This window comes from Mesorhizobium sp. BHbdii (genome assembly GCF_053848045.1).
The window spans coordinates 42,316-63,965 of sequence record NZ_JBSPKX010000009.1 but is presented as its reverse complement, the minus strand read 5'-3'; the positions used below and the strand labels follow the sequence as shown (position 1 = coordinate 63,965).

Genomic DNA, 21,650 nt, shown 5'->3' with positions numbered 1-21,650 from the left:
CTCGCCGCAACTCTTGGAACTGCTGCGGCTGTGGTGGCGCGAAGGCAGGCGTCGCGGGGTGATGCTTCCGCATGGCTGGCTGTTCCCGGGGCGCAGTTGCACCGATCCGATCTCGTCGCGGCAACTACATCGCGCGGTTCAGGAAGCCGCCGAAGTCGCCGGCATCCGCAAGCGCGTCAGCCGCATACGCTGCGGCACAGCTTCGCCACCCACCTGCTCGAGCAGGATGTCGACATCCGCGTCATCCAGGTACTGCTCGGGCACAGCAAGCTCGAAACGACAGCGCTCTGCACCAAGGTCTCGACCCGGACGATCCACGCGGTCGCAGGGCCGCTCGACCGGCTGATGGCCCTGATGGAAGGCAAGACACCGCCTGGCTGAACCGGTGCGCGAGCGCCTCGAAGTCGCCGATATCTTCCGTGCTGCCGGGCCCTCCTACCAGGCCACCCATGCCGGGCACCTGAGCCTGCACCAGCTCAAGGTGATGTCCGCGATCGAACACTGCCGCACCGCAGCCCTTGGCGGGCATGTCGAGGCCTGCGAGGACTGCGGCCAGTGGCGCATCGCCTACAACAGCTGCCGCAACCGGCACTGTCCGAAGTGCCAAGGCGCTGCCGCGCGTACATGGCTGGCCGAGCGCGAAGCCGACCTGCTGCCGGTGGGATACTTCCACGTCGTCTTCACGCTGCCCGCCGAGGTCGCCAACATCGCCTTCCACAACAAGGCGCTGGTCTACGACCTGCTGCTCCGCGCCGGGTCGGAGACGATGCTGACGATCGCGGCCGATCCAAAGCATCTTGGCGCCCGTATCGGCATCACCGCCGTGCTCCACACCTGGGGCTCGGCGATGTCGCCGACGATATGGTCGCTCGCGTCCGGCTCAACTATGGCCAGGCGCTCCGGCTGACAGGGGAGCGCTCCAGAGCGATCCAAATATTGGAAGAGCTGGACCCCTCACAGTTTGATAGATCAGATCGCGAATCCCTCTGGCTTTCGCTGGCATTGGCCTACGGCGGAGATCCGAAGGCTAAGGAATACGCCGAGAAACTTCTCAAGGCCACTAAGGACAACTCTTACAAGCTGCAGGCGAGATCGATCATCATCCAGAGCGAGCCCGCAAGTCCGGAACGCACGGCCAAGCTCGTGAGGCTGCAGCTAGAGGCGCGCAAGAAAAAATCGCATATCGTCGCGAACAATCTGGCACTTCAGCTGGCAAGCGAGAGCGACGACAAGGGGTTTGCGGACAGGTATCTAAATGAGGTGCTGAGCCCGAAGAAGGATTCCGACGACATATACAACCTGGCGAGGGCCGCGGTCAGTTTGGCCGAGCAAGTCCTCGAGGACGGCGAAGCGCTTTCGAACGCGGACCATTCCCGGCTCATCGCGGCCTACCAGTACTTGTTCATCCAACGGATCGCTTTTCGACAGGTGTCACCGGGCACTTTGGAAGAGCTTTGCCAGACGCCGCGAGATGAACAACCTCTTCGCATTGTTCCGGAACAGCTCATTCATCTGGAGGATTAGGGGCGTGGGAGAAAAGGAGGAGCAGTACATCTCCTCGCTGGCGTCGATAGCCAAGGAGGATGATAGTGCAATTCCGGAGAATCGTGACGGAAGCTATTTCAAGGCTCGCTTACATTCCACTGCCAGCGCTCCACTTGCGATTGAAGGCTGACTGACGGTCGCAGCCGGCGACCAGGCTATGCCAAGGGCTGTAGCGGCAATCCTAACTAGGATGGCTGGACGAACCGTCTACTGTCTCGGTGGGGCCGCGAAGCGCCTCATCGTTGCCGTTCGCGGTTCCATATTAAAGCTGGAAAGCGGTCATTTGTGACGTCAAAGGCGGCGGTGTGGGTGCGCTTCTAGCTTTGATCTTCGACGCTATCATGCTCGTTGGCCCGCGTCTGCAGCTCCACGTCGATGAAGGTAGTTGAGCGCGCTTCTCATTCAGGTGCCTCGGGGAGTCCGTATCTTGCTTTGTTTTGGTATGTTTGAAGCCGAGAGCTGTGCGGCGATGGTATCGGCAATGATCCGCCGTCTAGTCACGGTTTGACGGGGGCTTTACATCTTGCTCACGCAATTTGACCAGCTTTGGCGCTTTCTGCGTAAGCTTGCGGTACGCGTCAAAAAGATCGACACGCTTTTGCATGTCGAGCCACAGATCCGGCGAGGTGCCGAGCACGAAGGCGAGCCGGACCGCCATATCAGCAGTGATAGCGCGGTGCCCGTTGATGATCTGGTTCACTGTGAAGCGAGAGACATCGAGCGCATCGGCCAAAGCTTCCTGCGTGATGCGTGAACCGGGCTTGCGTAGCACCCGATCACGCAGGAAAACCCCCGGCATCTGCGGTGGAAAATCACGTTGGTCAGCCATCATCCTCATGCCATAGCTGCAGTTCGACAGAGCCGATCGGCCGCATCCAGTCGAACACAAGCCACCATCCGGCCGTGACAGGCACGCGCCAGCGACCCCGACCGCAACCGACGATCTCGCCCTCGAAGAGCAGCGTAGCGTCGGACCAGAGGTGGCAATCCATGAGGAAGTCGGCGAGCGCTGCCACCTCCTCGGCGAAGGCTTTGGGCAGGCCTACGATGCAGCCATGCTGCTGGGCCTGCAGGACCCTGAGGTCCGAAATGCGGGATGTCATGTAAAGAAGCTCCAACCTTTAACGAAGCAATCCGCGCGGCATGCGCAGCAACGGCATCGCTCGTGGGAGGAGGGCATCCGGTACAGAGCATAAAGCTCAAAACCATTTCGCGAGTGGAAGGCGCCGCCCCCGAGGGTGACGGAAAATAGAAGATCAGCCGGAGCCGAACGACCTCGCGCACCTCCCGTATCGCGAAAGCAACAATCTCCACGACCTTGATTTGGATCGCCTCAAGGCCATCATTAGTTGAGAACGGATCACTGAGTAACTTCGCGATCAGTGCATTGACCAATGCATCGCGCTTGGTCGCCGACATGTAATTCTGGACAGTGAAGCTGCGATGCTGGCTATCGGCAGCTAAGTGGCCGGCTAGTCGATTGAGATTGTGTGAAAGAACAGTGTCGACGTCGACATCGAAATCCTCGCGATAGCGGACTTGGAAACACGTCTCGAAGCTGTCGATCGTTTTCCAAAATTTCGCCGCGTCGCCGCGTGCGTCCTTCAGATGATCCAGTAGGTCATGCGCGATCTCGTGCGCGGTGGTGAAGACACGCCGGTCCGTTAGCTGCGCAACAAGATCGGCGAAGGTCTCCCCGGCGCGGCACGGAGCGACTGAGTCAGCGTCAGATAGTCGACCGAGAAAGCGCCACGCCGCCACGAGCGCCGTGTCGCTGGGCGGGAGCGCCTTGCGGAAGTCCTGGTCGTACGTCGGCAGGGACTGCATGCTTTAAAATGGAAACAGTAGCATTACATTTCAAGAGGCTGCAGACAATTTGACCTGCGCCTCTTGGCGACCAAGCTCCCGAGAGATGGCGGCTACCTCGTCTTTAACGTCCAACGCCGGATTCGGCCCCCTTCCAGACATTCACCATGCCGGCCGCGCCGAACTGAGCCAGAGCCTGTGAAATCGAAACATACAAGACTACGCCATGTTCGCCTTTTGTGCTTCGAAAGTCGCATAATTGGCAGACTGGAATTCAAACATTCCGGCTCATTGTTTTCGCGGGTTCCGCTCGTGGAAAAGCTGGGTGGCGCAGAACCGTCGGCCTTCCATGAATGCGGATTTCCGCATCGCCTAGCCATCGTCGATGCGGAACCTTATCAAACCCGAGAGCACATTCGCGTACAAGATTTCGTGTAACGCGGCGATCTTTTGATCCGCAACCTTGCACTTGACGGATGCAGTGGTGCTACGCTTGCGGGACCCCGGAGCTCCACACGGCGATCCTTCGTCGTGAGCCGATGCTATCGTGAAAGTTTCGCAGCACTCCGAGTGGCTAGATCGCCTAAGACAGCATGAAGAAGCGTTCCAACTTCTTGTTCGGCGAGCCCGGGTGCAATTCCTGATTCGGACAGTTGAACGAGAATTGCCTTGGCGGTGCTGCGCCAGAAGGCATTCGCGTCCTCCCCGTGCTTGGATTCCTAGACCCGGGCGATACCTTCGACCAATTTCCGCCGCCGATGCAGCGGAAACGCGCTTATGTTCGAATCACACATCAATCACCTCACGCCTTCAGTCTCGCGAATAAGCATTGGCGGGTTAGAAAATTTGGTTAACAGCGCTTTTTGACAGCGGCCAGGCTCGGTGGACGGTGCCGCATACAGCCACTGGTCGCGGCGCATGGTCGAGTTCGAGTTCCTGTTCAAGAAGTCATTGGCGATGATGAGCCGCGAGGGATTGCGCAGGGAGCGATTTGGGCAGGCAGGCTCTTGGTCTTGAGTCTAGGGGCGTGTTCGCCGCCCCCGTCCGCAGCCACGCTGCGTCGCGAGGGAATTACTTTCGGCGCCACCGCGGGATTGAGATCGGCTTCCACGGAGTTGCCAACGAGCGGACTGATGGATAAAGGCCGGTGCAAACAAGAAGCGCGGGTACGCTTTATTCTGACCGGGCCGTGACCTCTTCAGCAAACAACTTTCTCTCAAGGAAGAAACCATGAGGCGCCAGACGCGACCATTTATCGTTGAAATCAAACAGAAGCGTGGGCGTCAAAGACGGGTCGGGCCCATTTGGAGTGATTTCGATTTCTCAGCGGCGATCGCCGAGACGACAAGTGAGCTTGAAGAGACAGAGCTGCCAAATTGTCAGATTATTGACTCCAATGTGATATCCGCCGATCGTGAACATGTGTTCAAACTGCACGCGGAGCCTTTTATGCCAGATGTCAAAGACGCTGAACCTATAGAAGCCACCTCTGAGCCGGCTGTCAAAGCGGGGTCGCCAAAGAGGAGAGCCCCGCAATCGCGGAAGACGAAGGCGCAGCCAATGTCATCTGCGCGCACCACTGGAGCCACGCCGGCACCCTCAGCGGCTGAATCATCGGCAGCTGTTCGGAGCGGCCGGAAAATTTACTCCGAAGAGGAGCGGGCCCAGAAGCTCTCTGAGATCGAAAAGTCGATGAACGGTGGCGCTACTTTGAAGATGGCGGTACGGCAAGCCGGCATAGCGGAGCAGACCTACTATCACTGGAGGAAGGCCGCGACACCTGTATCGGGCAGCGATGATCTGAAGGACCTTGTCGCGCTCGAGGACGAAAACAAGCGACTGAAGAGCCTGCTCGCCGAACGCCTTCGCAAGGAGAATGCGGAACTGAAGAAGAAGCTTGGATTGGCGTAGCAGGCCGGTGTCGACCGCGCGCCCGGGCTAGAAATGGCTGTGTCAGAAGGGCGTCACGACACGAAAGTGGTGAATCTGTCCGACTTTCTAGAACATACGGTGATCACGCTGCGAGAATGGATGTTTCTCGCCGCCTTGGCCTGAGGTCGGCGGTCCGCCGGAGTCCAGATGTAATCGCCAGTGAGACTGATAGGCTGACACCCGAGCGGGGTGATCGGTTTGATCACATCGGGCGGCGTGGCGATGCCTTCCCGGTTGAGCTCGGCGAAGGCCGGCTCGATGCGCCTGCTTCCCGTGCTCACCGACGGCCGCAGCCATGCCGTAGTCATCGTCGATGCCGAGCGACGCATCCTTGGCCTGATCACCCAAGCCGACCTGCTGGCGGCGGCAGCGCGCGTGCACATGGCAGACACAACGCTCTCACCGGCGTAAAATAGTGATCCGGTTTGCTCAATCCGGGAGCCTTTTGCCGACAGTCGCATCCAATCCATGAAAGACCGTGTGGTCGCAGGGCCGCGGTGACGAAGCCAGCAACGTTAGTTGGAGGCTGTGGCACCGAGCGGTGCTAGCTGCTGAATGGCTTCCGGCAGCGGATGCCGCGACGGGCGGTCTCGGTGAGATAGCCGGACCGCAGGCCGTGGGCACTGAAGGCGTTGGGTCGAGCCCGGCCGCGGCGACGCGGCGTTTCAGGATCAGATTGACCGCCTGTAATCCAGCCCGCAATTTTGACCTAACGGTTTCAGGCCGGCGGCAGGGGAGGGGCCTTTAAAGCCCCGAGCTGCTTTTGCACATAGCGTTCCTCGACGTCGGCCAAGGAGGCGAGGCCTGACCGGAGCGAATGCCCGGAAAACAGCAGCTCACGTTCTCCTTCCGGAAGATCGGAGCGGACGCCGGCGGCGAGTGCGGTCTGCTTGACCAGGCGAGCGACATGCTTATCGGAAAGCCGCCCGGCATGGACGGTTTTGTTGTCCCGAAAAATGCGCCGGAAGAGGGGCCTCGCGCGATGCGGCCGGGGCGGATCCAGGTCTCGAGCGCGAGGGCGGGGCAGGAGAGGTCGCTGGAGCCGCGGCCGACCTCAACCTCACGCAAGCCCGTGTTGCCGCGCAGGACCAGGATTCCTTTGTCAGGAAAGATCTCGACCCAGCCGCTGCCGTCGTTGTGGCCCCCCACAATATGGTCGTCGCGGACGACGTCGAGGCCGACGATCTCCGAGCGCCGCAGGCCGCCGGCGAGCACGCTGGCGATATGGCGGTCGGCGCGGTCGAGGACAAAACCGCGCTCGGTAACGTTCCAGGCCAGGCGGACAGACGGCGCTCGATCCTCGCGACCGAAAGGGCAGGGGCTTTGCGCTTCGCAGGCGATTGCCGCCGCGGACTCCCCATAATCCGGCGCTCCGCGCGTCCGGCGCCAATCATTGCGCCCGTCGAACGATGCGGATGATGCGTGACAGGTGGCGCTCCCCGTCGCCTTGCCACGCGACGGCTCTTCCAGGGCGGCAAAGGCGGGTCCTGCCGCATGCTTTCCGGTAGCGCCAGCCGCCCACTCCGAGCTGCTTGCGCCATCATAGACCTGCCAGCGCGTCACCCCGTATTTGCGCACCATCTCCGAAACGCGCACGCCCGCATAAGGCTCTCGGCCACGATCCGCGCCGTCTCTGCCTGCGGGCGCTGCCGCCGCCCTGTCCCGACCTTCAATCACTTCAAGGCGGCCGGCAAACCCACTGTTTGAGCCGTCCAAATGCCATGTGATCTCGCTCACCTTCGATGCGGCTTGCTCCAGCCGGTACTGCTTCGCCTTGCCTACTTGGACGGATGACAGGTCCATGCGCTTCCGACCAGCATATGGCGAACCCTTTCGACACGCGCACCGCTTCGACCATTTCCTGGAGTGCGATCTGACGCGCGGGATATCGAACGGCTGCTCCTGCAGCCAGCGCAGATAGCGCAGCGTCCAGGCCCTTCTTGCGCGGATAGATACGACAGTGGTTGAGCATGAAGGCGCTCACATGCTGCCGGTGAACGAGCAGCGTCTCGACTGCAGCTGCCGGGCGCGGACAAGATCCCGCATGGCCTCGTGACTTTCATCGGGAACCCACAGTTGGCCGGCGCGCAGCAGTCTGGCCAGGGAAAGAGCATCCCGGCGGTTCGTCTCACCCGGTCGCCGGGCTTCCTTGGGATCAGCGATGGGGCGACCACCATGCATTCATGGCCGAGCGATCGGATCAGCCGATAGAGACCATAGCCGGTCGGGCCGGCCTCGTAACAGAAATACACCCGATCAAACTTGGCGGCGATCCGCTGGACAACACGGCGCATACTCACGTCCGACGCATCAATCTGCCAGGGGGATCGGCTCGGCCCGCCCGAGATGAGGGATTCGGCTTGAGCCTGATTTTCGGGCGACAATGCATGGTGGACAGGTTGAAGGTGCTGCGCTTCGAGCTGATGGTTAAACGTGGCCTGCATGCCCGCAGCCACAAGCATCACAGGGAGAAGCGCAGCATGAAACATTATGCCGGATTGGACGTCGCGGTGAAAGAAACCGCGATTTGCATCGTCGACGAAACCGGCAAGATCTGCCGGGAGATGAAGGTGGAGAGCCATCCCGAGGATCTTGTGTGGGTGCTCTCGGATCCTGCCTGGACTTGAGCGGATCGGGCTTGAAGCCGGGCCATTGTCGCAATGGCTGTTCAGCGGCCTGGCCGAAGCCGGCCTGCCGGTGGTGTGCATCGAAACCCGCCACGCCAAGGCCTTCCTAGAGGCGCAGCCGAACTCCAGCTGCGCGAGCAAGCCCATAAGGCGTCTACCGTCGCTGCCGCGCCGGCTTTTCCATGCGGCGCACCCTCTCCAAACCGCTGATGATGTTTTCGAAACACGTCGGTGATGTCACGGTACCAGTCTATTACTCGGCCGGACGGGCCCGCTATGGTCTCCGCAATACAAACACTCCTCAGACAGGCTGGGTCAAGCGCAAGGGCATCCGGGCGGAGACGTTCTTGGGTTACTGACGGCTGGCCCAAAATACGCATTGAATCTAGGAGCTCTTGGGGCCTGCAACAGCCTCTCGGTGAGAAGCCATGCGGGACGCCTCCTGGAACAATATCTCGCGCATCCAGATGCTCGCCGAATCGCTATTATGAAGGGCAGGCCATTGTACGGCCTCGGTGAATACGGGAAGCGGCCGCGGAAGGTCGACGATCCGCAGGGGTATCGATTTTGCAAAATGCTTAACCAGCCGTAACGGTACCGTCGCTATACGGTCAGTGCCTGATAGCACGGGCGGGATCATGCTAAAATTCTGCACGACGACTTCGATACGTCTCTCGACACCGTGCTCGAGCAAAAACCATTCTTCGATGGAGGGTCGCAGCGCACCCCGGAAATGGGGCGCAACGTGCCCCATCGACATGTATTGCTCGAATGTAAGCTGGCGTGATAGCTGCTTGTTCGTGGGGCAGCCTACGCACACGAGTGTCTCGTCGAACAGTGCCGCTCTAGGATGCGCGCTCGAAATGAACACTTCCGGAAGGATTAGAAAATCGACCTCACCGCGCCGGAGAAGCTCATTGGGGTCGTCGGCGAGAGGCAGCAACTCGAAGCTGACGGCGGGAGCTTCCCGCGCAACACGCTCCACGACCTTTTGAAAAAATACGAGTGTCATGAAATCAGAAAGGCTGATCCTGAAGCGGCGCTCCGATTGAGCTGGGTCGAACATGTCCCAGGAAATGATGGAGAGCTGGACGTGCAGCAGCGCCTCGCGGACGGCGGGAGCAAGCCCCTCCGCACGGGGTGTTGGGACAAGTTCGCGGCCCCTCATCGTAAATAGCTCATCACGGAAAAAGTCGCGCAACCGGCCGACGGCCGCGCTCATGGCGGGCTGGCTCAGATTGATGCTGCGCGCGGCAGCGGTGAGGTTGCGCTCGTTCATGAGAGCGTCGAGCGCGACGAGGAGGTTTAGATCAAGGCCTTTGAAGCGCACGTGTCCATTTATCCATAGCGTGGATGGGATCCATCGAAACAATCAATTTTACGGCTTTTATGGAGTGCTGTATAGAAAAATGTCAGTTCAGAAAATAGCATTCAGACATGTAAGAACCTGTCTAGAAAAGTTTTGGCGGCCAGAGCATCTGGAGACCCCCTTGGTTTTTTGGACGGACGGTGGTTGCCGGTAGGTGTGATTCTGTCGCCGATCACCCGGTTATCTTCCCCTGATCATAATTATAGTTCAATAGGTTAGTGGATGCGTGGATCTACCTCCACACAAAGCCCCCCGTGCTCCAATAGTGATCTCGTCGAAGGGGTTGAGCAGCTGGCGCGGTCGTGATTCCAACGGGTTGTCGAAACCTGATTGGAGAGACCTGATGTGGACGCCAGCTACTCGCTGCAGCATAGCCGCCAAAGCCTGCGTTACCAAACCGGTGCACACCGGCTGAGACGGGCCGTGCGCAGCGACCAATGACACGCCGACATAGAGGAAGTTCCAACCCACTCCGAGAAGATGAGGGCCCTCGCGACTGAAGCCCGTTCCGGTCAGCGACGTGGTTACATTGCCGGCGAGGGGACCACGCCCGTCACCATGATGCAGAAGACTTCGAAGCGGGCAATCAGAGATCCGGCGAAAAGGATGGCAGGAACATGCTGAGAAAGTCGAGTTGTCGACGGATTGCGCTGCGTAGTCTTCGAGTTTGTCTTCTCCGCGGCACTCCGCAACAGCTCTGCTTTGATGACCAGCACCGGCACCACACCGGCGATGCCGGCCAGCGCCTCGCGCAGCTCTTCAAGGATCACCCGCTCGGCGGCGCGGTCGGCCTCGGTCACGGGAGAGGCGTCGGCTTTCGTCTCAAACGCCATTCCGGCATCGAACATCGCCATGATGGCGCGGCTGGCCGCAAGCGCCAGACCTTCGAAAAGGGCCAGAATTGCCGCCTTGTCAGATGGATCCACTTTCGTCGTCAACAGGTCGTTGGACGATATTGCGTTCATGGAGCGATCTTTCGAGCGCATCTACCATCTCTTCCGGCGTTTTGCCGGTCGTTTGTAGCCGTATTTCGGCGTTTTCCGGCTGTTCGTAAGGCGAATCCAGGCCGGTGAAGTTCTTTATCTCGCCGCCGAGCGCTTTCGCATAGAGCCCTTTCGGATCGCGTGCGGCGCATTCATCGAACGGCGTATCGACGAACACCTCGATGAACTCGCCCTCGCCCATCATTTCGCGCGCCATGCGGCGCTCGGCGAGAAACGGCGAGATGAAGGAGACGATCACCATCAGGCCGGCGTCGACCATCAGGCGCGCCACTTCGGCGACGCGGCGGATGTTTTCGACACGGTCCTCGTCGGTGAAGCCGAGATCGCGATTAAGGCCGTGGCGGACATTATCGCCGTCGAGAATGTAGGTGTGGCGACCGCTTGCATGCAGCTTCTTCTCGAGCAGATTGGCGATGGTCGACTTGCCCGAGCCAGAAAGCCCCGTGAGCCAGAGAACCGCCGGCTTCTGGTGCTTGGCCGCAGCGCGGGCGCTCTTCGTCACTTCCAGCGACTGCCAGTGGATGTTGTCGGCGCGGCGCAGCCGATGCAGGATCATGCCGGCCCCGACGGTCGCATTGGTGATGCGATCGATCAGGATGAACGCACCGGTGGTGCGGTTTTCGGCGAAGCTGTCGAAGGCGATAGGCGACTGCGCCGAGATGTTGACGACGCCGACCTCATTCATCGCCAGCGATTTCGCCGCTTCCTGCGCGAAGTCATTGACATTGACGCGGTATTTCAATTCCGAAATGGTCGCGCTCGCCTGGTCGGTTTCGGTGCGCAATATGTATGAGCGGCCGGGCAGAAGCGCCTGCTCGTCGAACCAGACGAGGTTGGCGGCGAACTGGTCGGCGACCTGCGGCCGTGCTTCGGGCGCAACCAGGAGATTGCCGCGCGAAACCTCGATCTCGTCTTCCAGGACTATGGTGACCGCCTGCCCTTCCACCGCCCATTCGAGATCGCCGGCTTGTGCGACGATGCGCTTGACCCGCGACTGCTTGCCGGATTTCGCGACAACGACTACGTCGCCCTCCGCAACCGAGCCCGACGCGACTGTTCCCGCGAAGCCGCGGAAATCGAGATTCGGCCGGTTTACATACTGCACGGGAAACCGGAACGGCTGTTCGCTCGCTTCGCCGATTGCCACCATTTCCAGGTGATCGATCAGGGTCGGGCCCGCATACCAGCCGGTCAGCGTGGAGCGCCGGGAGACGTTGTCGCCGAAGCGAGCTGATATCGGGATCGGCACGATCGACGAGAAGCCGAGATCCTTCGCGAATTCCGTGTAGTCGGCGACGATCTCAGCAAATACGTCGCGGTCGAAGCCAACCAGATCGATTTTGTTGACCGCGAGCACTACGTGGCGGATGCCGAGCAGCGAAGCGATGATCGAATGGCGGCGCGTCTGGCGCAGTACGCCCTGACGGGCATCGATCAGCACTATGGCGAGGTCGGCCGTCGAAGCGCCCGTCGCCATGTTGCGCGTATATTGTTCGTGGCCGGGCGTGTCGGCGACGATGAACTTGCGCTTCGGCGTGGCGAAGAAGCGATAGGCGACGTCGATAGTAATGCCCTGCTCGCGCTCGGCCTCGAGGCCGTCGACCAGCAGCGCGAAGTCGACGTCGTCGCCGGTGGTGCCGTGCTTGCGCGAATCGCGCTCGAGCGCAGCAAGCTGGTCCTCGAAAATCTGCTTGGTGTCGGAAAGCAGGCGCCCGATCAGCGTCGACTTGCCGTCGTCGACCGAACCGCAGGTCAGGAAGCGCAGCAGCGACTTCTCTGCCTGGTCGGCAATGAACTCGCGGGCGGTATCGGCCTCGACGAGATTTTCTGCCAGTAGGGGGCGCATTCTCAGAAATAGCCTTCGCGCTTCTTCTTTTCCATCGAGCCGGCCTCGTCCCGGTCGATCAGCCGGCCCTGGCGTTCCGAGGTTCGGGCAATCAGCATCTCATTGACGATGCTTTCGAGATCGTCGGCGTCGGAATCTATAGCCCCCGTCAGCGGATAGCAGCCGAGCGTCCTAAAGCGGACCAGGCGGTTCTCTATGACCTCGCCGGCCCGGAGCTTCATGCGGTCGTCGTCGCGCATGATCAGCATGCCGTCGCGCTCGACCACCGGCCGCTTCTCGGCGAAATACAGCGGCACGATCGGGATTTCCTCGCGCAAGATGTATTGCCAGATGTCGAGCTCGGTCCAGTTGGACAGCGGGAAGACGCGGATCGATTCACCGGGCGAGATCCGTGTGTTGTAGATCTTCCACATTTCCGGACGCTGGTTCTTGGGATCCCAGACGTGGTGCGCATTGCGGAACGAGAAGATGCGCTCCTTGGCGCGCGACTTCTCCTCGTCGCGGCGGGCGCCGCCAAAGGCCGCGTCGAAGCCGTATTTGTCGAGCGCCTGGCGCAGGCCCACCGTTTTCATGACATGGGTGTGGGTGTTCGAGCCGTGATCGAACGGGTTGATGCCGTCGCGCACGCCGTCTTGATTGACGTGCACAAGAAGGTCGAAGCCCAGTTTCTCGGCCATCGAGTCGCGAAACTCGATCATCTCGCCGAATTTCCAGGTCGTGTCGACGTGTAGGAATGGAAATGGCGGCTTAGCCGGATAGAAGGCTTTCATCGCCAAGTGCAGAAGCACCGACGAATCCTTACCCACCGAATAAAGCATCACCGGCTTGGCAAACGTCGCCGCGACCTCACGGAAAATATGGATGGCCTCGGCCTCGAGGCGTTGCAGATGCGTCAAAGGTACATTCATGGCGGCGGGCTACACGCAAAATCTCGCGATCGAGGGAACTGATTCCCCTCAAGTAACCTTATCGATGCAGTATTCCGCGAGATGGGTAAAATTGATTGTTTGGATGAAAGCCATCCAGGAAGCGAATAGTGGCAAACGTGTAGTGGCTCTCACCGAGAACAAAACAACCGCTGTTTGCGCTCGTGACAGTTTTGCGATGACCATTGGAAGATATGCGGCATCGCCAGCACAAGGTTTATTTGTCTTGCTTGTTTACCTTCAGGCTGACGGGCCTCGTCTGGCCGTTCGAGTGGCTGTAGTCCAGTTACACTCTTCGAAGGTGGGGGTTCGACGCGTTGTTATATACACCGGGCGGGCGGCCGATAAATTCGGCAAAGAACGTCGGTGCCATGCCTTGCGAGATCGCCTGTGGCGAGTTCAATCAGCTCGCCCCCCTTGGTCAGATCTGCGGTGGATTCGGCATAGCCCATGATCACATTCGGACCGCGATAGATCAGCTCACCCTCAATATCTGCTTCAGCAATCTCGCCCACCTGAGCCGTCGCGCAGCAGAAGCGTCCCCGTCGACGATGATGATGTTCTCCTTGGAGATCGACATCCTCTTGGCGCGGCCGAGCATGTTGATGCCGACATTCTCGAGCTTGTGCCGAGGTCTTCCTAGATGACCCGGCCAACGGTCGGGACGGCGATGTCTTCCAGCATGGCCTTGCGGCGATCACCGGAGCCGGGCGCTTTGACGGCGGCGATCTTCAGGCCGCCCGCAGCTTGTCGACGACCAACGTCGCCAGGGGCTCGCCTTCGACGTTTTCCGAGATGATGAGCAGCGGCTTCGGGGTCTGCACGACGGCCTCGAGGACCGGCAGCATGGCCTGCAGGTCTTCCAGATCGGTGACCATCGGAGGATATTTCAGATCGCAACGCGGCGGCCGTCACAGCCGACATGGAGTCACAACGTCGTCACGTTTCCGGCCTGATGATTATTCGACAGTGACCGATTTTGCCAGATTGCGCGGCTGGTCAACGTCCGTCCCCATGAAGACGGCCGTGTGATAGGCAAGGAGTTGAACCGGCAAGGAGAAGATCATCGGTGCAATGATCTCGTCGACGTTGGGAAGCATGATCGTGTGCATCGTGTCGAGTTTGGATGCGGCCGCACCTCTTTCATCCGTAATCAGGATGATGCGGCCGCCGCGTGCCGCCACTTCCTGCATGTTGGAGACGGTCTTTTCGAAGAAGCGATCGTGAGGCGCGATGACGATGACGCGCATGTTTTCGTCGATGAGCGCGATCGGGCCATGCTTCAGCTCGCCCGCGGCATAGCCCTCCGCGTGGATATAGGAAATCTCCTTGAGCTTCAGGGCGCCTTCCATAGCCAGCGGGAAGCTGGTGCCGCGGCCGAGATAGAGCACGTCGCGGCATTTCGACAGCTCCCGGGACAGGAGTTCGATCATCGGCTGGAGGCTGTTCAGCACCTGGCCCATAATGCGGGGCATCTCGGCCAAGCTCTTGACGAGCGCCTGCTCCTCATCGTCGCTGACGGTGCCTCGCGCCTTGCCGGCACTGATCGCAAGCGCGGCGAGAACGGCAAGCTGGCAGGTGAAAACCTTCGTGGAAGCGACACCGATCTCCGGGCCGGCCAGGATCGGATAGACTACGTCGGATTCCCGGGCAATCGTCGACTCGCGAGTATTGACCACGGCGCCGATCTTCAGGCCATGCTCCTTGCAATAGCGGAGCGATGCCAGCGTGTCGGCGGTCTCGCCCGATTGCGAGATGAAGAGTGCTGCCGACTGCGGCGACAGTGGGATCTCGCGGTAGCGGAACTCCGACGCGACGTCGATTTCTACCGGCAGGCGCGCATAGCGTTCGAACCAGTATTTGCCGATCAGGCCCGCCAGATAGGCCGTGCCGCAGGCGGAGATGGCAAGGCTCGGCACCTTGGCGAAATCGATCGCGCTGGAAACGGGCGCGACGCGGTTGTCGATGAGGTTGACGTAGTGGCCGAGAGCCTGGGCTACGACAGCCGGCTGCTCGTAGATCTCCTTCTCCATGAAATGGCGATGATTGCCCTTGTCGACCAGATAGGCCGTCGCCATCGAGACCTGGCGCGGGCGGGTGACGACGTTGCCATCCATGTCGAAGATATGGACGCCCGACTTGCCGATCACCGCCCAATCGCCGTCGATCAGATAGGTGATTTCATTGGTGAAAGGGGCCAGGGCGATGGCATCAGAGCCGAGGAACATTTCGCCATTGCCATGGCCGATCGCCAGAGGCGGACCGTTGCGGGCCGCCATGATAGTCGACGGATCATCTTCGAAGAGAATAGCGACAGCATAGGAACCCCTCAGCCGCTTCAGCATCGCGTACATCGCCTCGCGCGGTCCCATCCCATCCCGGCGAAGTATTGCCAGGAGATGCGCGACGACCTCGGTGTCGGTCTCGGTCTGGAACTCGACGCCGGCAGCGGCCAGTTCGTCCTTCAACTCAGCAAAATTTTCGATGATGCCATTGTGCACCACTGCGATGCCGTCGGTGAAATGCGGGTGGGCATTGCGTTCCGTTGGCGCGCCATGCGTCGCCCAGCGCGTATGGCCGATCCCGATAGTGCCGGTAAGAGGCTGTTCTTTCAGCCTTGCCTCGAGATTGACGAGCTTGCCCTTGGCGCGCCGCCGATGAAGCGCTCCACCGTCGATGGTCGCGACACCCGCCGAATCATAGCCCCGATATTCCAGACGTTTCAACGCATCGACCAGCCGTTCCGCGACCGGCTGCTGCCCGACGATGCCCACAATCCCGCACATACTCTCTTCGCGCTCCTTCCACGCCGATCGCGGCGTTCGCAAATTCCACACCTGAGCTCGCCACATCAGAAGCGCGCAGATCACATCAAACAGGCGATGATTTCTTCGGTGCGCATCAGCTGCTATCGTCGATCGACCGCGATACCCCTGATTTCATTAGATCAGCGACGTCTAATGCTACTCAACAGATTGGTGAAGTTGATTCTTTGGATCACACCCATTCGCGCCATGAATGCATGGACAACGCCGCTGGTATTGCAACGTTTGGCGATCTCCTGGCCAACGGCGATCTCGTCCGCTATGGCCGCCGCATACTCCGGGACTACAATATTCTGCATGCTAGATAACTTGCGCCGGCCCATTTGCGCCTCTAAGGTGTTCTGGGGTTTGAAAGCCGGGGGCGGGCATGGCGTTCGTCGTTTGTGCGTTATCGCTCTTGGCGCAACGTCACTTGGTTGGCTCATGCCCAGGGCGCCTGCGATCCAAACTACACAGGCAATTGCGTCCCCATAGCCAGTGATGTCGATTGCTCGTCCGGGACCGGCAATGGACCAGCGTATGTAAGCGGACCAGTCATTGTCGTAGGTTCAGATATCTATGATCTCGACCGCGATCACGACGGGATAGGCTGCGAAAACGGCTAGAGCCGCGCTATCCACCCGTAGGAATGACGCGAACTACCTCGCCAATCGCTTCGGCAGGTCTTTCCGATATTCCTGAGTTGCGCGCACACGGTTTGAACTACGGCGGGTCGCGTCCTCGCAGGCGCGATTTCCTAGCGGGTTTTCTTCTTCAATCCGCTGCCTCCAAAGTATCTCCGCAAACATGACTGAGACAAGTTCATCGGTGTCCATCGTGTCGCGGAGATTGGCACTTGCGGGCAGGCTGCGCCCGGCCGACGGGATAGGGGCGGCTGTCCAACAAGGATGCGGCCAATCGGGCTACGTCAGATTTTTCGAGGGATCGTACTTGCCTGTCCTGTTCCTCTCAACAAGTGAACAGAAACACTCCTTGGCATGCCGGCTGAAAGAGAGTCGCAGGTCAGTAGTGCTCAACTGCACTCGAGGCCCGACGCACATCAACCGAAGATGTCAATTTAGAGGGCCGGAACGGCACGCGGTGGCTCGGCGGCAATATGATTGTCAGGGGTAGCGACTGCTCCCGCAGTCAGCGGCTAGCGCCGACTTCAGATTTCTGGCTAAGGCGGACCGATTTGACATAGCGCAAAGACGCCATAGAGCGCAGCGGTCAGGATAATGCCGATCTGAGGAAGGAACAGGGACCATTGCAGAGCTCAATCCTGACAAAATATGGCAACGCTGGTCCGCCTTGGTATACCATCTATCCGGCTGCTCCGCAGTTCTCTGCAGCGGTCGGCGCCGAGGCTTGTGAGGAATGGCTAAGAGGCCTGCCGGCTGACGAGCCCGTGTCGCTCTATCTCCATATTCCGTTCTGCCGCTCAATGTGCTGGTATTGCGGATTCCCCACCACCGTCGCTTCCCGGGATTCACCGATCCTCGCCTATCTGGCGGTTCTGCGTGAGGAGCTCCGTTTGGTCGCGGAGCAAGCGCCACAGCAGCTGCCCGTGAGCGACGTGCACTTCGGCGGCGGAACGCCGACCCTCATCGGACCTGCGGAGTTCCTGACCCTAATGGAACTCTTGCGCCACCGTTTTGCGTTTAGGAAAACGGCTACGATCGCCGTCGAGATCGACCCGCGCACATTCACGGCCGAGATGGCCGAAGCCTTAGGGGCAGCCGGCGTGACCCGCGCGAGCCTCGGCGTGCAGAGCTTCGATCCCCTTGTTCAAAAAGCGATCAATCGGGTCCAGAGTGAAGCGCAGACGACAGCCGCTGTCGAAAACCTACGCCGGCACGGAGTGAACCGCATCAATTTCGACCTTCTCTACGGTCTTCCCAAGCAGACAGTGCAGTCCTGCGTCCAGACCGCGGCCGCGGCGGCCGCCATGCGCCCCGACCGACTTGCGGTGTTCGGCTACGCGCATGTTCCGTCTTTTAAGAAAAACCAGCGCCTGATCGAGGAGGCCGCGCTGCCGGACATCGCTGCCCGCGCCGAACAGGCCGCGGCCGTGGCAGAGACGTTGGTTGCAGCAGGCTACCGCCAGATCGGACTTGACCATTTCGCCTTGCCGGACGACCAACTCACGCTGGTGCAGCAAGCCGGTCGCTTGCGGCGTAACTCCCTGGGTTACTCGGCCGACACCCCCAAAACCGTGATCGGCTTCGGTGCGTCGGCCATTGGCCGTCTCGGAGATGGTTATGTCCAGAACGAAGTTGCAACCCGTACCTACAGCCGCCACATCAGAGCTGGCAGTCTGGCGACAGCAAAAGGCTGCCGACTCACCGACGAAGACCGCGTCCGAGCCGCAATCATCGAGCGGCTAATGTGCGATTTGGAGGCCGATGTGCCGGCAATCTGTGCGGCCCACGGGTTTGACCCGATCCCTCTTCTCAATTCAGCTGAACGCCTGGCCACGCTCGCCAAGGACGGGATAGTGGACATCGAAAAGGGGTGCATCCGCGTGAGGCAGGAGCACCGCTTTGTGACTCGGGCTGTTGCTGCTGCATTCGACGCTTATCTCGATCGCTCACTCTGTTAAGGGAGCGGATCCAAAAGCACATACTCGTCGCCGGCCGATGGAGAAATCGCTGTGAGGTCGCTGGGCTTGTGTGAGCCATCGAGCGGTTTCGGGCGAAAGAGATTGACGCCCTTATTTCTTATCGAAGAGTGCTACCAGATGCGTGGCGGGTGCCGCATAGCTCAACAGTCACAGATCCACCAGCACGCGGCCGAGCCGGATGGCAGTTCTGAGGTCTGGCAGGTGACCCAGCAGCGTAAACGTCGGCTTTGAGGACATCTCATTCCCGCCGTCGGGCGGTTGACCACAGGCGAGCCAGAGGGCCGGGTCAGTGCGGGTCCAGCCGATATCATCGGCTCCTTCATGGCCGTAGGCCGCTGCGCAGCCGAGTGGGCGTCCATTTCGGCCGCAAACAATTGCGCTGTCACAAACATGCCCAGCAAGCCAATCGTCTTCGTTGCTCAATTTGGGGTGGGCTAATTGTGTAATGCCGGAGCCCAGCCGGCTTGGACAGGATCAGGACTCCACGTTGAGCGCGGTGCGGCCGATTGCTTGCCGGAAAAGGTGAGCCGCAGTGTTCGGTCGTCAACGGCAACGGCGTCGACCAGATGGGTTAGCGACAGCGACAGTCGGGGTGGCCCTTGTCATTGCAGAGCTTGAAGGTGAATGCGGCGTTCAATTTCGACCGACTACCCGTCCGGCGGCTCCTCATTCACTTCAAGGACATAGCCGATACCCCGCGCCGTCTTGATTGTTAGCGTCGCTCCGGCTTGGCCCAAAAGCGCACGCAAGCGGGAGATTCCGACTTCAAGCGCATTGCTCGAGACTTCGTTGTCGAACGAATACAGGCTATCCACCAGAATGGTGCGCGGCAACATGCGGCCTGCGCGGTTGAGCAGATGCTCAAGGATGCACAGTTCGCGGCGCGGGATTTTTAGCGGCTGACCACCAACGGAAACCTGGCGGCCAATCGGATCGAATGTGAGATTGCCAAATGTAACGACGGGGTCGGTCACCTGCGTTGATCGCCGCAGAACGGCTCGTATTCGGGCAATGAGTTCATCAATCGAGACAGGCTTCGGCAAGAAATCGTCCGCACCGCCGTTGAAAATCGCGATTCGCGTATCGAGATCATCGAGGCTGCTCATCATGATAGCAGGGATCGAATGCCTGTCGCGCCTCAACTGCCTCAGCCAGTCTAACCCATCGCCGTCCGGCAGGGCTAACTCGAGCAGGAGAATGTCATAGCGCGCACAACCAAATGCAAGCGACGCCTCTTCGAGAGTAGGCATCACGTCAACGGCGAAACCGCAGTCCAAGAGCGCTCGTTGCATCACCCGGGTAAGCTTTGCATGGTGATCCACGAGTAGCGTTCGCATTTCGTGGCCGATCAAGAGGGCTTGGCAGGGGAGGCGTTTTTGAGCGCTGTTGATGTCTGGAGCACTTCTTGAACGGCAGATGCGTGCTGTCGGCGCACCCTTGGTGGGCATTGGCTGGCGTTGCGGGGCCTCAGGCCACCCGTTTGGTGGCTTTCGGGCATACGCCGCCTCATGCCGACTTCGCCTGCGCCTAGAGGATGGGGGTCACCCGCTGTGGATTGTAGCCGCAGGCCGCGAGCACGCACTTTGTTCCGGCGATGGCCAAGTTGACGAAGCGCAGGCGCGTGCGGGATCGTCCCTTGGACATGGCAAGGGGCCGCTCGATCGCCGATGGTGGTCGGGCTAAAGGTGAGCGGGTGGCGTTCGAAGTTTTCCAGCATGTTCTCTCCATCGGTGTGTGGTTGAGCTAAAACTGCTATGCACGAGTCCTTCCAAAGGTCGTGTTCCAAAGAGAACCCGTCATCGATTCAGCATCTGCTTCGCCGTCGAAACGACGCAACCCGCACGCCAATGCTGCGAAGTCCGAAGGTTCATTCCTCTTCCTCACAACAGGTTAGCGGTAGCCGCCGACCTTCCTAGCAGCCATCGAAATGCTTGGCCTTTGTGCAGCGCTCCCAGGACGGCCAGACCGCCAGATCAGAAAGAGCACGCCTGCGAAATAGCCTGCCTGGAGAAGCAGCCACAACTCAGCGTCTTGACGATTACCGCTCGTATGGAATGCGAGATGAGATAGGCGGCTAGAGCGTTGATGGACAGGACCAACACCATGACGTGGCAAAACATTCTGAGGGGCACCGACGTTCTCCTGTTTGTCCGTCAGATCATGCTGCGGTGTTGTCGGCCGCAACATGGGTCTGGCAGTTCTTCGGACAGACGCGGGCGCAGGCTCCGCAGCCGATGCAGCGGCCGGCATGGTCGACGACCATGATCATGCGATTGAGCTCGCCATCGAAGTCGTCCTCGTCATCGCACACGCCATCGATACTCAGATATACGGGCATCCATCTGGAGCCCTCGCGGCTAACGAACGGGTTGGTCATCGTCCAATTCTCCAACGCAGCGCAGCGCCCCGACGCGGCAAAAACGTCGAACGTTTTTCCGCGACGGGTCTTTATCCTGCGCCGGCAGACCGGGAGGTCCTCGGCAAGGCGGTGCAAGTCATCATCAAGGGACGCCGAAAACCCACCTCGTCTGCGATCTCTCTTCGCGTCGGCTCTCTACGTTCAGATCCATTGCATTCAATAGGCCAGGGCCCGTCTTAAGTCGTCATGCTCTAGGAGGACTAGCTTTCGAGAAGCTGGCGAATCTAAAAGGAATCGCGGGCAACGGGAGCGCTCGAGAAAGGAGCTGGGTGAATGGGATCAATCCATTTTGTGAAATGCTCTAACGAGCAGCGCTGTCGGAGACCGACCGTTCATCCGGCAAAACGATGACAGTGGACTATCATCGCGCGCGGCGGCTGGTTCAAACGCGCGTGTGCCAGAGTGAACCGCGTGATCGACTCTTCGTGGCATTGGGCTCCAAATATATGGTTCTCTAACCAACTCCCATGGCTCCTGCGCCGCTCGACTGGCTACAGTTTCGGTCAAGAGGCCCTTGTAGTGAAACGGCGGTCAATTCGTAAAATCAATTATTTCGATGAAAAGCATCCGTGACTTGGATAGTTTGGAAACATCTGGTTCTAAGCTGGCGCACGCGCGCCACGGCCCCTGAAACCCGGCATTCAGGCCATACACCACCCGGCCCTACGCCGGCGGAGACGATCATTCGGCGCTGTCGTGTCGAGTTTGGAAGATTCAGCACATAACGTCCTGATCAAACGCCCGCCACA

Annotated in this window: 14 protein-coding genes and 8 pseudogenes; 7 read left to right on the top strand and 15 right to left on the bottom strand. The window is 59.9% G+C overall.

The features are described 5' to 3' along the window. Positions 1 to 30 precede the first annotated feature (30 nt). The 3 genes and pseudogenes from ACWTU8_RS28860 (at position 31) to ACWTU8_RS28850 (ending at position 1,524) form a co-directional block, all read left to right on the top strand. Positions 31 to 381, top strand: a complete 351-nt coding sequence (locus tag ACWTU8_RS28860; RefSeq protein ID WP_455850808.1) for a tyrosine-type recombinase/integrase — start codon at positions 31 to 33, stop codon at positions 379 to 381. Positions 382 to 385: 4 nt separating this feature from the next. Next, positions 386 to 853 (top strand): annotated as a pseudogene (locus tag ACWTU8_RS28855) (IS91 family transposase); the annotation flags it as partial. A gap of 8 nt (positions 854 to 861) precedes the next feature. Further along, on the top strand, positions 862 to 1,524 hold the full coding sequence (locus ACWTU8_RS28850) for a hypothetical protein (protein ID WP_455850807.1): 663 nt from the start codon (positions 862 to 864) through the stop codon (positions 1,522 to 1,524). Positions 1,525 to 2,038: 514 nt separating this feature from the next. Here ACWTU8_RS28850 and ACWTU8_RS28845 read toward each other — a convergent pair. The 3 genes and pseudogenes from ACWTU8_RS28845 to ACWTU8_RS28835 form a co-directional block, all read right to left on the bottom strand. Next, entirely contained in the window at positions 2,039 to 2,377 is a 339-nt protein-coding gene (locus ACWTU8_RS28845) for a HigA family addiction module antitoxin (RefSeq protein WP_455850806.1), read from the bottom strand. Further along, positions 2,367 to 2,648 (bottom strand): hypothetical protein, encoded by a 282-nt coding sequence (locus tag ACWTU8_RS28840; protein WP_455850805.1) that lies wholly within the window; start codon positions 2,646 to 2,648, stop codon positions 2,367 to 2,369. The genes ACWTU8_RS28845 and ACWTU8_RS28840 overlap by 11 nt, the downstream gene beginning before the upstream one ends. A gap of 1,245 nt (positions 2,649 to 3,893) precedes the next feature. After that, positions 3,894 to 4,055, bottom strand: a pseudogene (locus ACWTU8_RS28835) (DUF6074 family protein); the annotation flags it as partial. Between the two features lie 526 nt (positions 4,056 to 4,581). On the opposite strand from ACWTU8_RS28835, the gene ACWTU8_RS28830 reads away from it, so the two are divergent. Together ACWTU8_RS28830 and ACWTU8_RS28825 are read left to right on the top strand one after the other, a co-directional pair. Beyond that, positions 4,582 to 5,262, top strand: coding sequence for a transposase (locus ACWTU8_RS28830; protein WP_455850804.1), 681 nt, complete (start codon positions 4,582 to 4,584; stop codon positions 5,260 to 5,262). Positions 5,263 to 5,541: 279 nt separating this feature from the next. Then, a pseudogene (locus tag ACWTU8_RS28825) lies at positions 5,542 to 5,694 on the top strand (HPP family protein); the annotation flags it as partial. Here the strand turns inward: ACWTU8_RS28825 and ACWTU8_RS28820 are convergent. The 3 pseudogenes from ACWTU8_RS28820 to ACWTU8_RS28810 all read right to left on the bottom strand — a co-directional run. Then, positions 5,624 to 5,970: pseudogene (locus ACWTU8_RS28820) on the bottom strand (hypothetical protein); the annotation flags it as partial. The pseudogenes ACWTU8_RS28825 and ACWTU8_RS28820 sit on opposite strands and share 71 nt — an antisense overlap. A 52-nt stretch (positions 5,971 to 6,022) precedes the next feature. Continuing rightward, positions 6,023 to 6,593: pseudogene (locus tag ACWTU8_RS28815) on the bottom strand (integrase); the annotation flags it as partial. A 476-nt stretch (positions 6,594 to 7,069) separates the two neighbouring features. Then, positions 7,070 to 7,625, bottom strand: a pseudogene (locus ACWTU8_RS28810) (IS110 family transposase); the annotation flags it as partial. 138 nt (positions 7,626 to 7,763) lie between these two features. Here ACWTU8_RS28810 and ACWTU8_RS28805 point away from each other — a divergent pair. Further along, positions 7,764 to 8,040 (top strand): annotated as a pseudogene (locus tag ACWTU8_RS28805) (IS110 family transposase); the annotation flags it as partial. A gap of 255 nt (positions 8,041 to 8,295) precedes the next feature. Here the strand turns inward: ACWTU8_RS28805 and ACWTU8_RS28800 are convergent. From ACWTU8_RS28800 to glmS, 7 genes and pseudogenes are all read right to left on the bottom strand, one after another. Further along, entirely contained in the window at positions 8,296 to 9,240 is a 945-nt protein-coding gene (locus ACWTU8_RS28800) for a LysR family transcriptional regulator (RefSeq protein WP_455850803.1), read from the bottom strand. Positions 9,241 to 9,803: 563 nt separating this feature from the next. Beyond that, on the bottom strand, positions 9,804 to 10,133 hold the full coding sequence (locus ACWTU8_RS28795; protein ID WP_455850802.1) for a hypothetical protein: 330 nt from the start codon (positions 10,131 to 10,133) through the stop codon (positions 9,804 to 9,806). A gap of 58 nt (positions 10,134 to 10,191) precedes the next feature. Next, entirely contained in the window at positions 10,192 to 12,129 is a 1,938-nt protein-coding gene (cysN, locus tag ACWTU8_RS28790) for a sulfate adenylyltransferase subunit CysN (protein WP_455850801.1), read from the bottom strand. A gap of 2 nt (positions 12,130 to 12,131) precedes the next feature. Then, positions 12,132 to 13,037, bottom strand: a complete 906-nt coding sequence (gene cysD / locus ACWTU8_RS28785) for a sulfate adenylyltransferase subunit CysD (RefSeq protein ID WP_455850800.1) — start codon at positions 13,035 to 13,037, stop codon at positions 12,132 to 12,134. A 338-nt stretch (positions 13,038 to 13,375) separates the two neighbouring features. After that, positions 13,376 to 13,570 (bottom strand): hypothetical protein, encoded by a 195-nt coding sequence (locus ACWTU8_RS28780; RefSeq protein WP_455850840.1) that lies wholly within the window; start codon positions 13,568 to 13,570, stop codon positions 13,376 to 13,378. Between the two features lie 11 nt (positions 13,571 to 13,581). Beyond that, positions 13,582 to 13,933 (bottom strand): annotated as a pseudogene (groEL, locus tag ACWTU8_RS28775) (chaperonin GroEL); the annotation flags it as partial. Positions 13,934 to 14,014: 81 nt separating this feature from the next. Further along, positions 14,015 to 15,841 (bottom strand): glutamine--fructose-6-phosphate transaminase (isomerizing), encoded by a 1,827-nt coding sequence (glmS, locus tag ACWTU8_RS28770; RefSeq protein ID WP_455850799.1) that lies wholly within the window; start codon positions 15,839 to 15,841, stop codon positions 14,015 to 14,017. A 1,285-nt stretch (positions 15,842 to 17,126) separates the two neighbouring features. On the opposite strand from glmS, the gene hemN reads away from it, so the two are divergent. Then, positions 17,127 to 18,461 carry an oxygen-independent coproporphyrinogen III oxidase gene (gene hemN, locus ACWTU8_RS28765; protein ID WP_455850798.1) on the top strand — a complete coding sequence of 445 codons (1,335 nt, stop codon included), beginning with the start codon at positions 17,127 to 17,129 and terminating at the stop codon, positions 18,459 to 18,461. Between the two features lie 668 nt (positions 18,462 to 19,129). Here the strand turns inward: hemN and ACWTU8_RS28760 are convergent. Continuing rightward, positions 19,130 to 19,819, bottom strand: a complete 690-nt coding sequence (locus tag ACWTU8_RS28760; RefSeq protein WP_455850838.1) for a response regulator — start codon at positions 19,817 to 19,819, stop codon at positions 19,130 to 19,132. An 821-nt stretch (positions 19,820 to 20,640) separates the two neighbouring features. After that, entirely contained in the window at positions 20,641 to 20,859 is a 219-nt protein-coding gene (locus ACWTU8_RS28755) for a 4Fe-4S binding protein (RefSeq protein ID WP_455850797.1), read from the bottom strand. Positions 20,860 to 21,650: the final 791 nt, after the last annotated feature.

Coding starts and splice junctions, on each gene's coding strand:
- ACWTU8_RS28850 (WP_455850807.1), top strand. CDS start 862: ATGGTCGCTCGCGTCCGGCTCAACTATGGCCAGGCGCTCCGGCTGACA.
- ACWTU8_RS28845 (WP_455850806.1), bottom strand. CDS start 2,377: ATGATGGCTGACCAACGTGATTTTCCACCGCAGATGCCGGGGGTTTTC.
- ACWTU8_RS28840 (WP_455850805.1), bottom strand. CDS start 2,648: ATGACATCCCGCATTTCGGACCTCAGGGTCCTGCAGGCCCAGCAGCAT.
- ACWTU8_RS28830 (WP_455850804.1), top strand. CDS start 4,582: ATGAGGCGCCAGACGCGACCATTTATCGTTGAAATCAAACAGAAGCGT.
- ACWTU8_RS28795 (WP_455850802.1), bottom strand. CDS start 10,133: ATGGCGATGTTCGATGCCGGAATGGCGTTTGAGACGAAAGCCGACGCC.
- cysN (WP_455850801.1), bottom strand. CDS start 12,129: ATGCGCCCCCTACTGGCAGAAAATCTCGTCGAGGCCGATACCGCCCGC.
- cysD (WP_455850800.1), bottom strand. CDS start 13,037: ATGAATGTACCTTTGACGCATCTGCAACGCCTCGAGGCCGAGGCCATC.
- glmS (WP_455850799.1), bottom strand. CDS start 15,841: ATGTGCGGGATTGTGGGCATCGTCGGGCAGCAGCCGGTCGCGGAACGG.
- ACWTU8_RS28760 (WP_455850838.1), bottom strand. CDS start 19,819: ATGCGAACGCTACTCGTGGATCACCATGCAAAGCTTACCCGGGTGATG.
- ACWTU8_RS28755 (WP_455850797.1), bottom strand. CDS start 20,859: ATGACCAACCCGTTCGTTAGCCGCGAGGGCTCCAGATGGATGCCCGTA.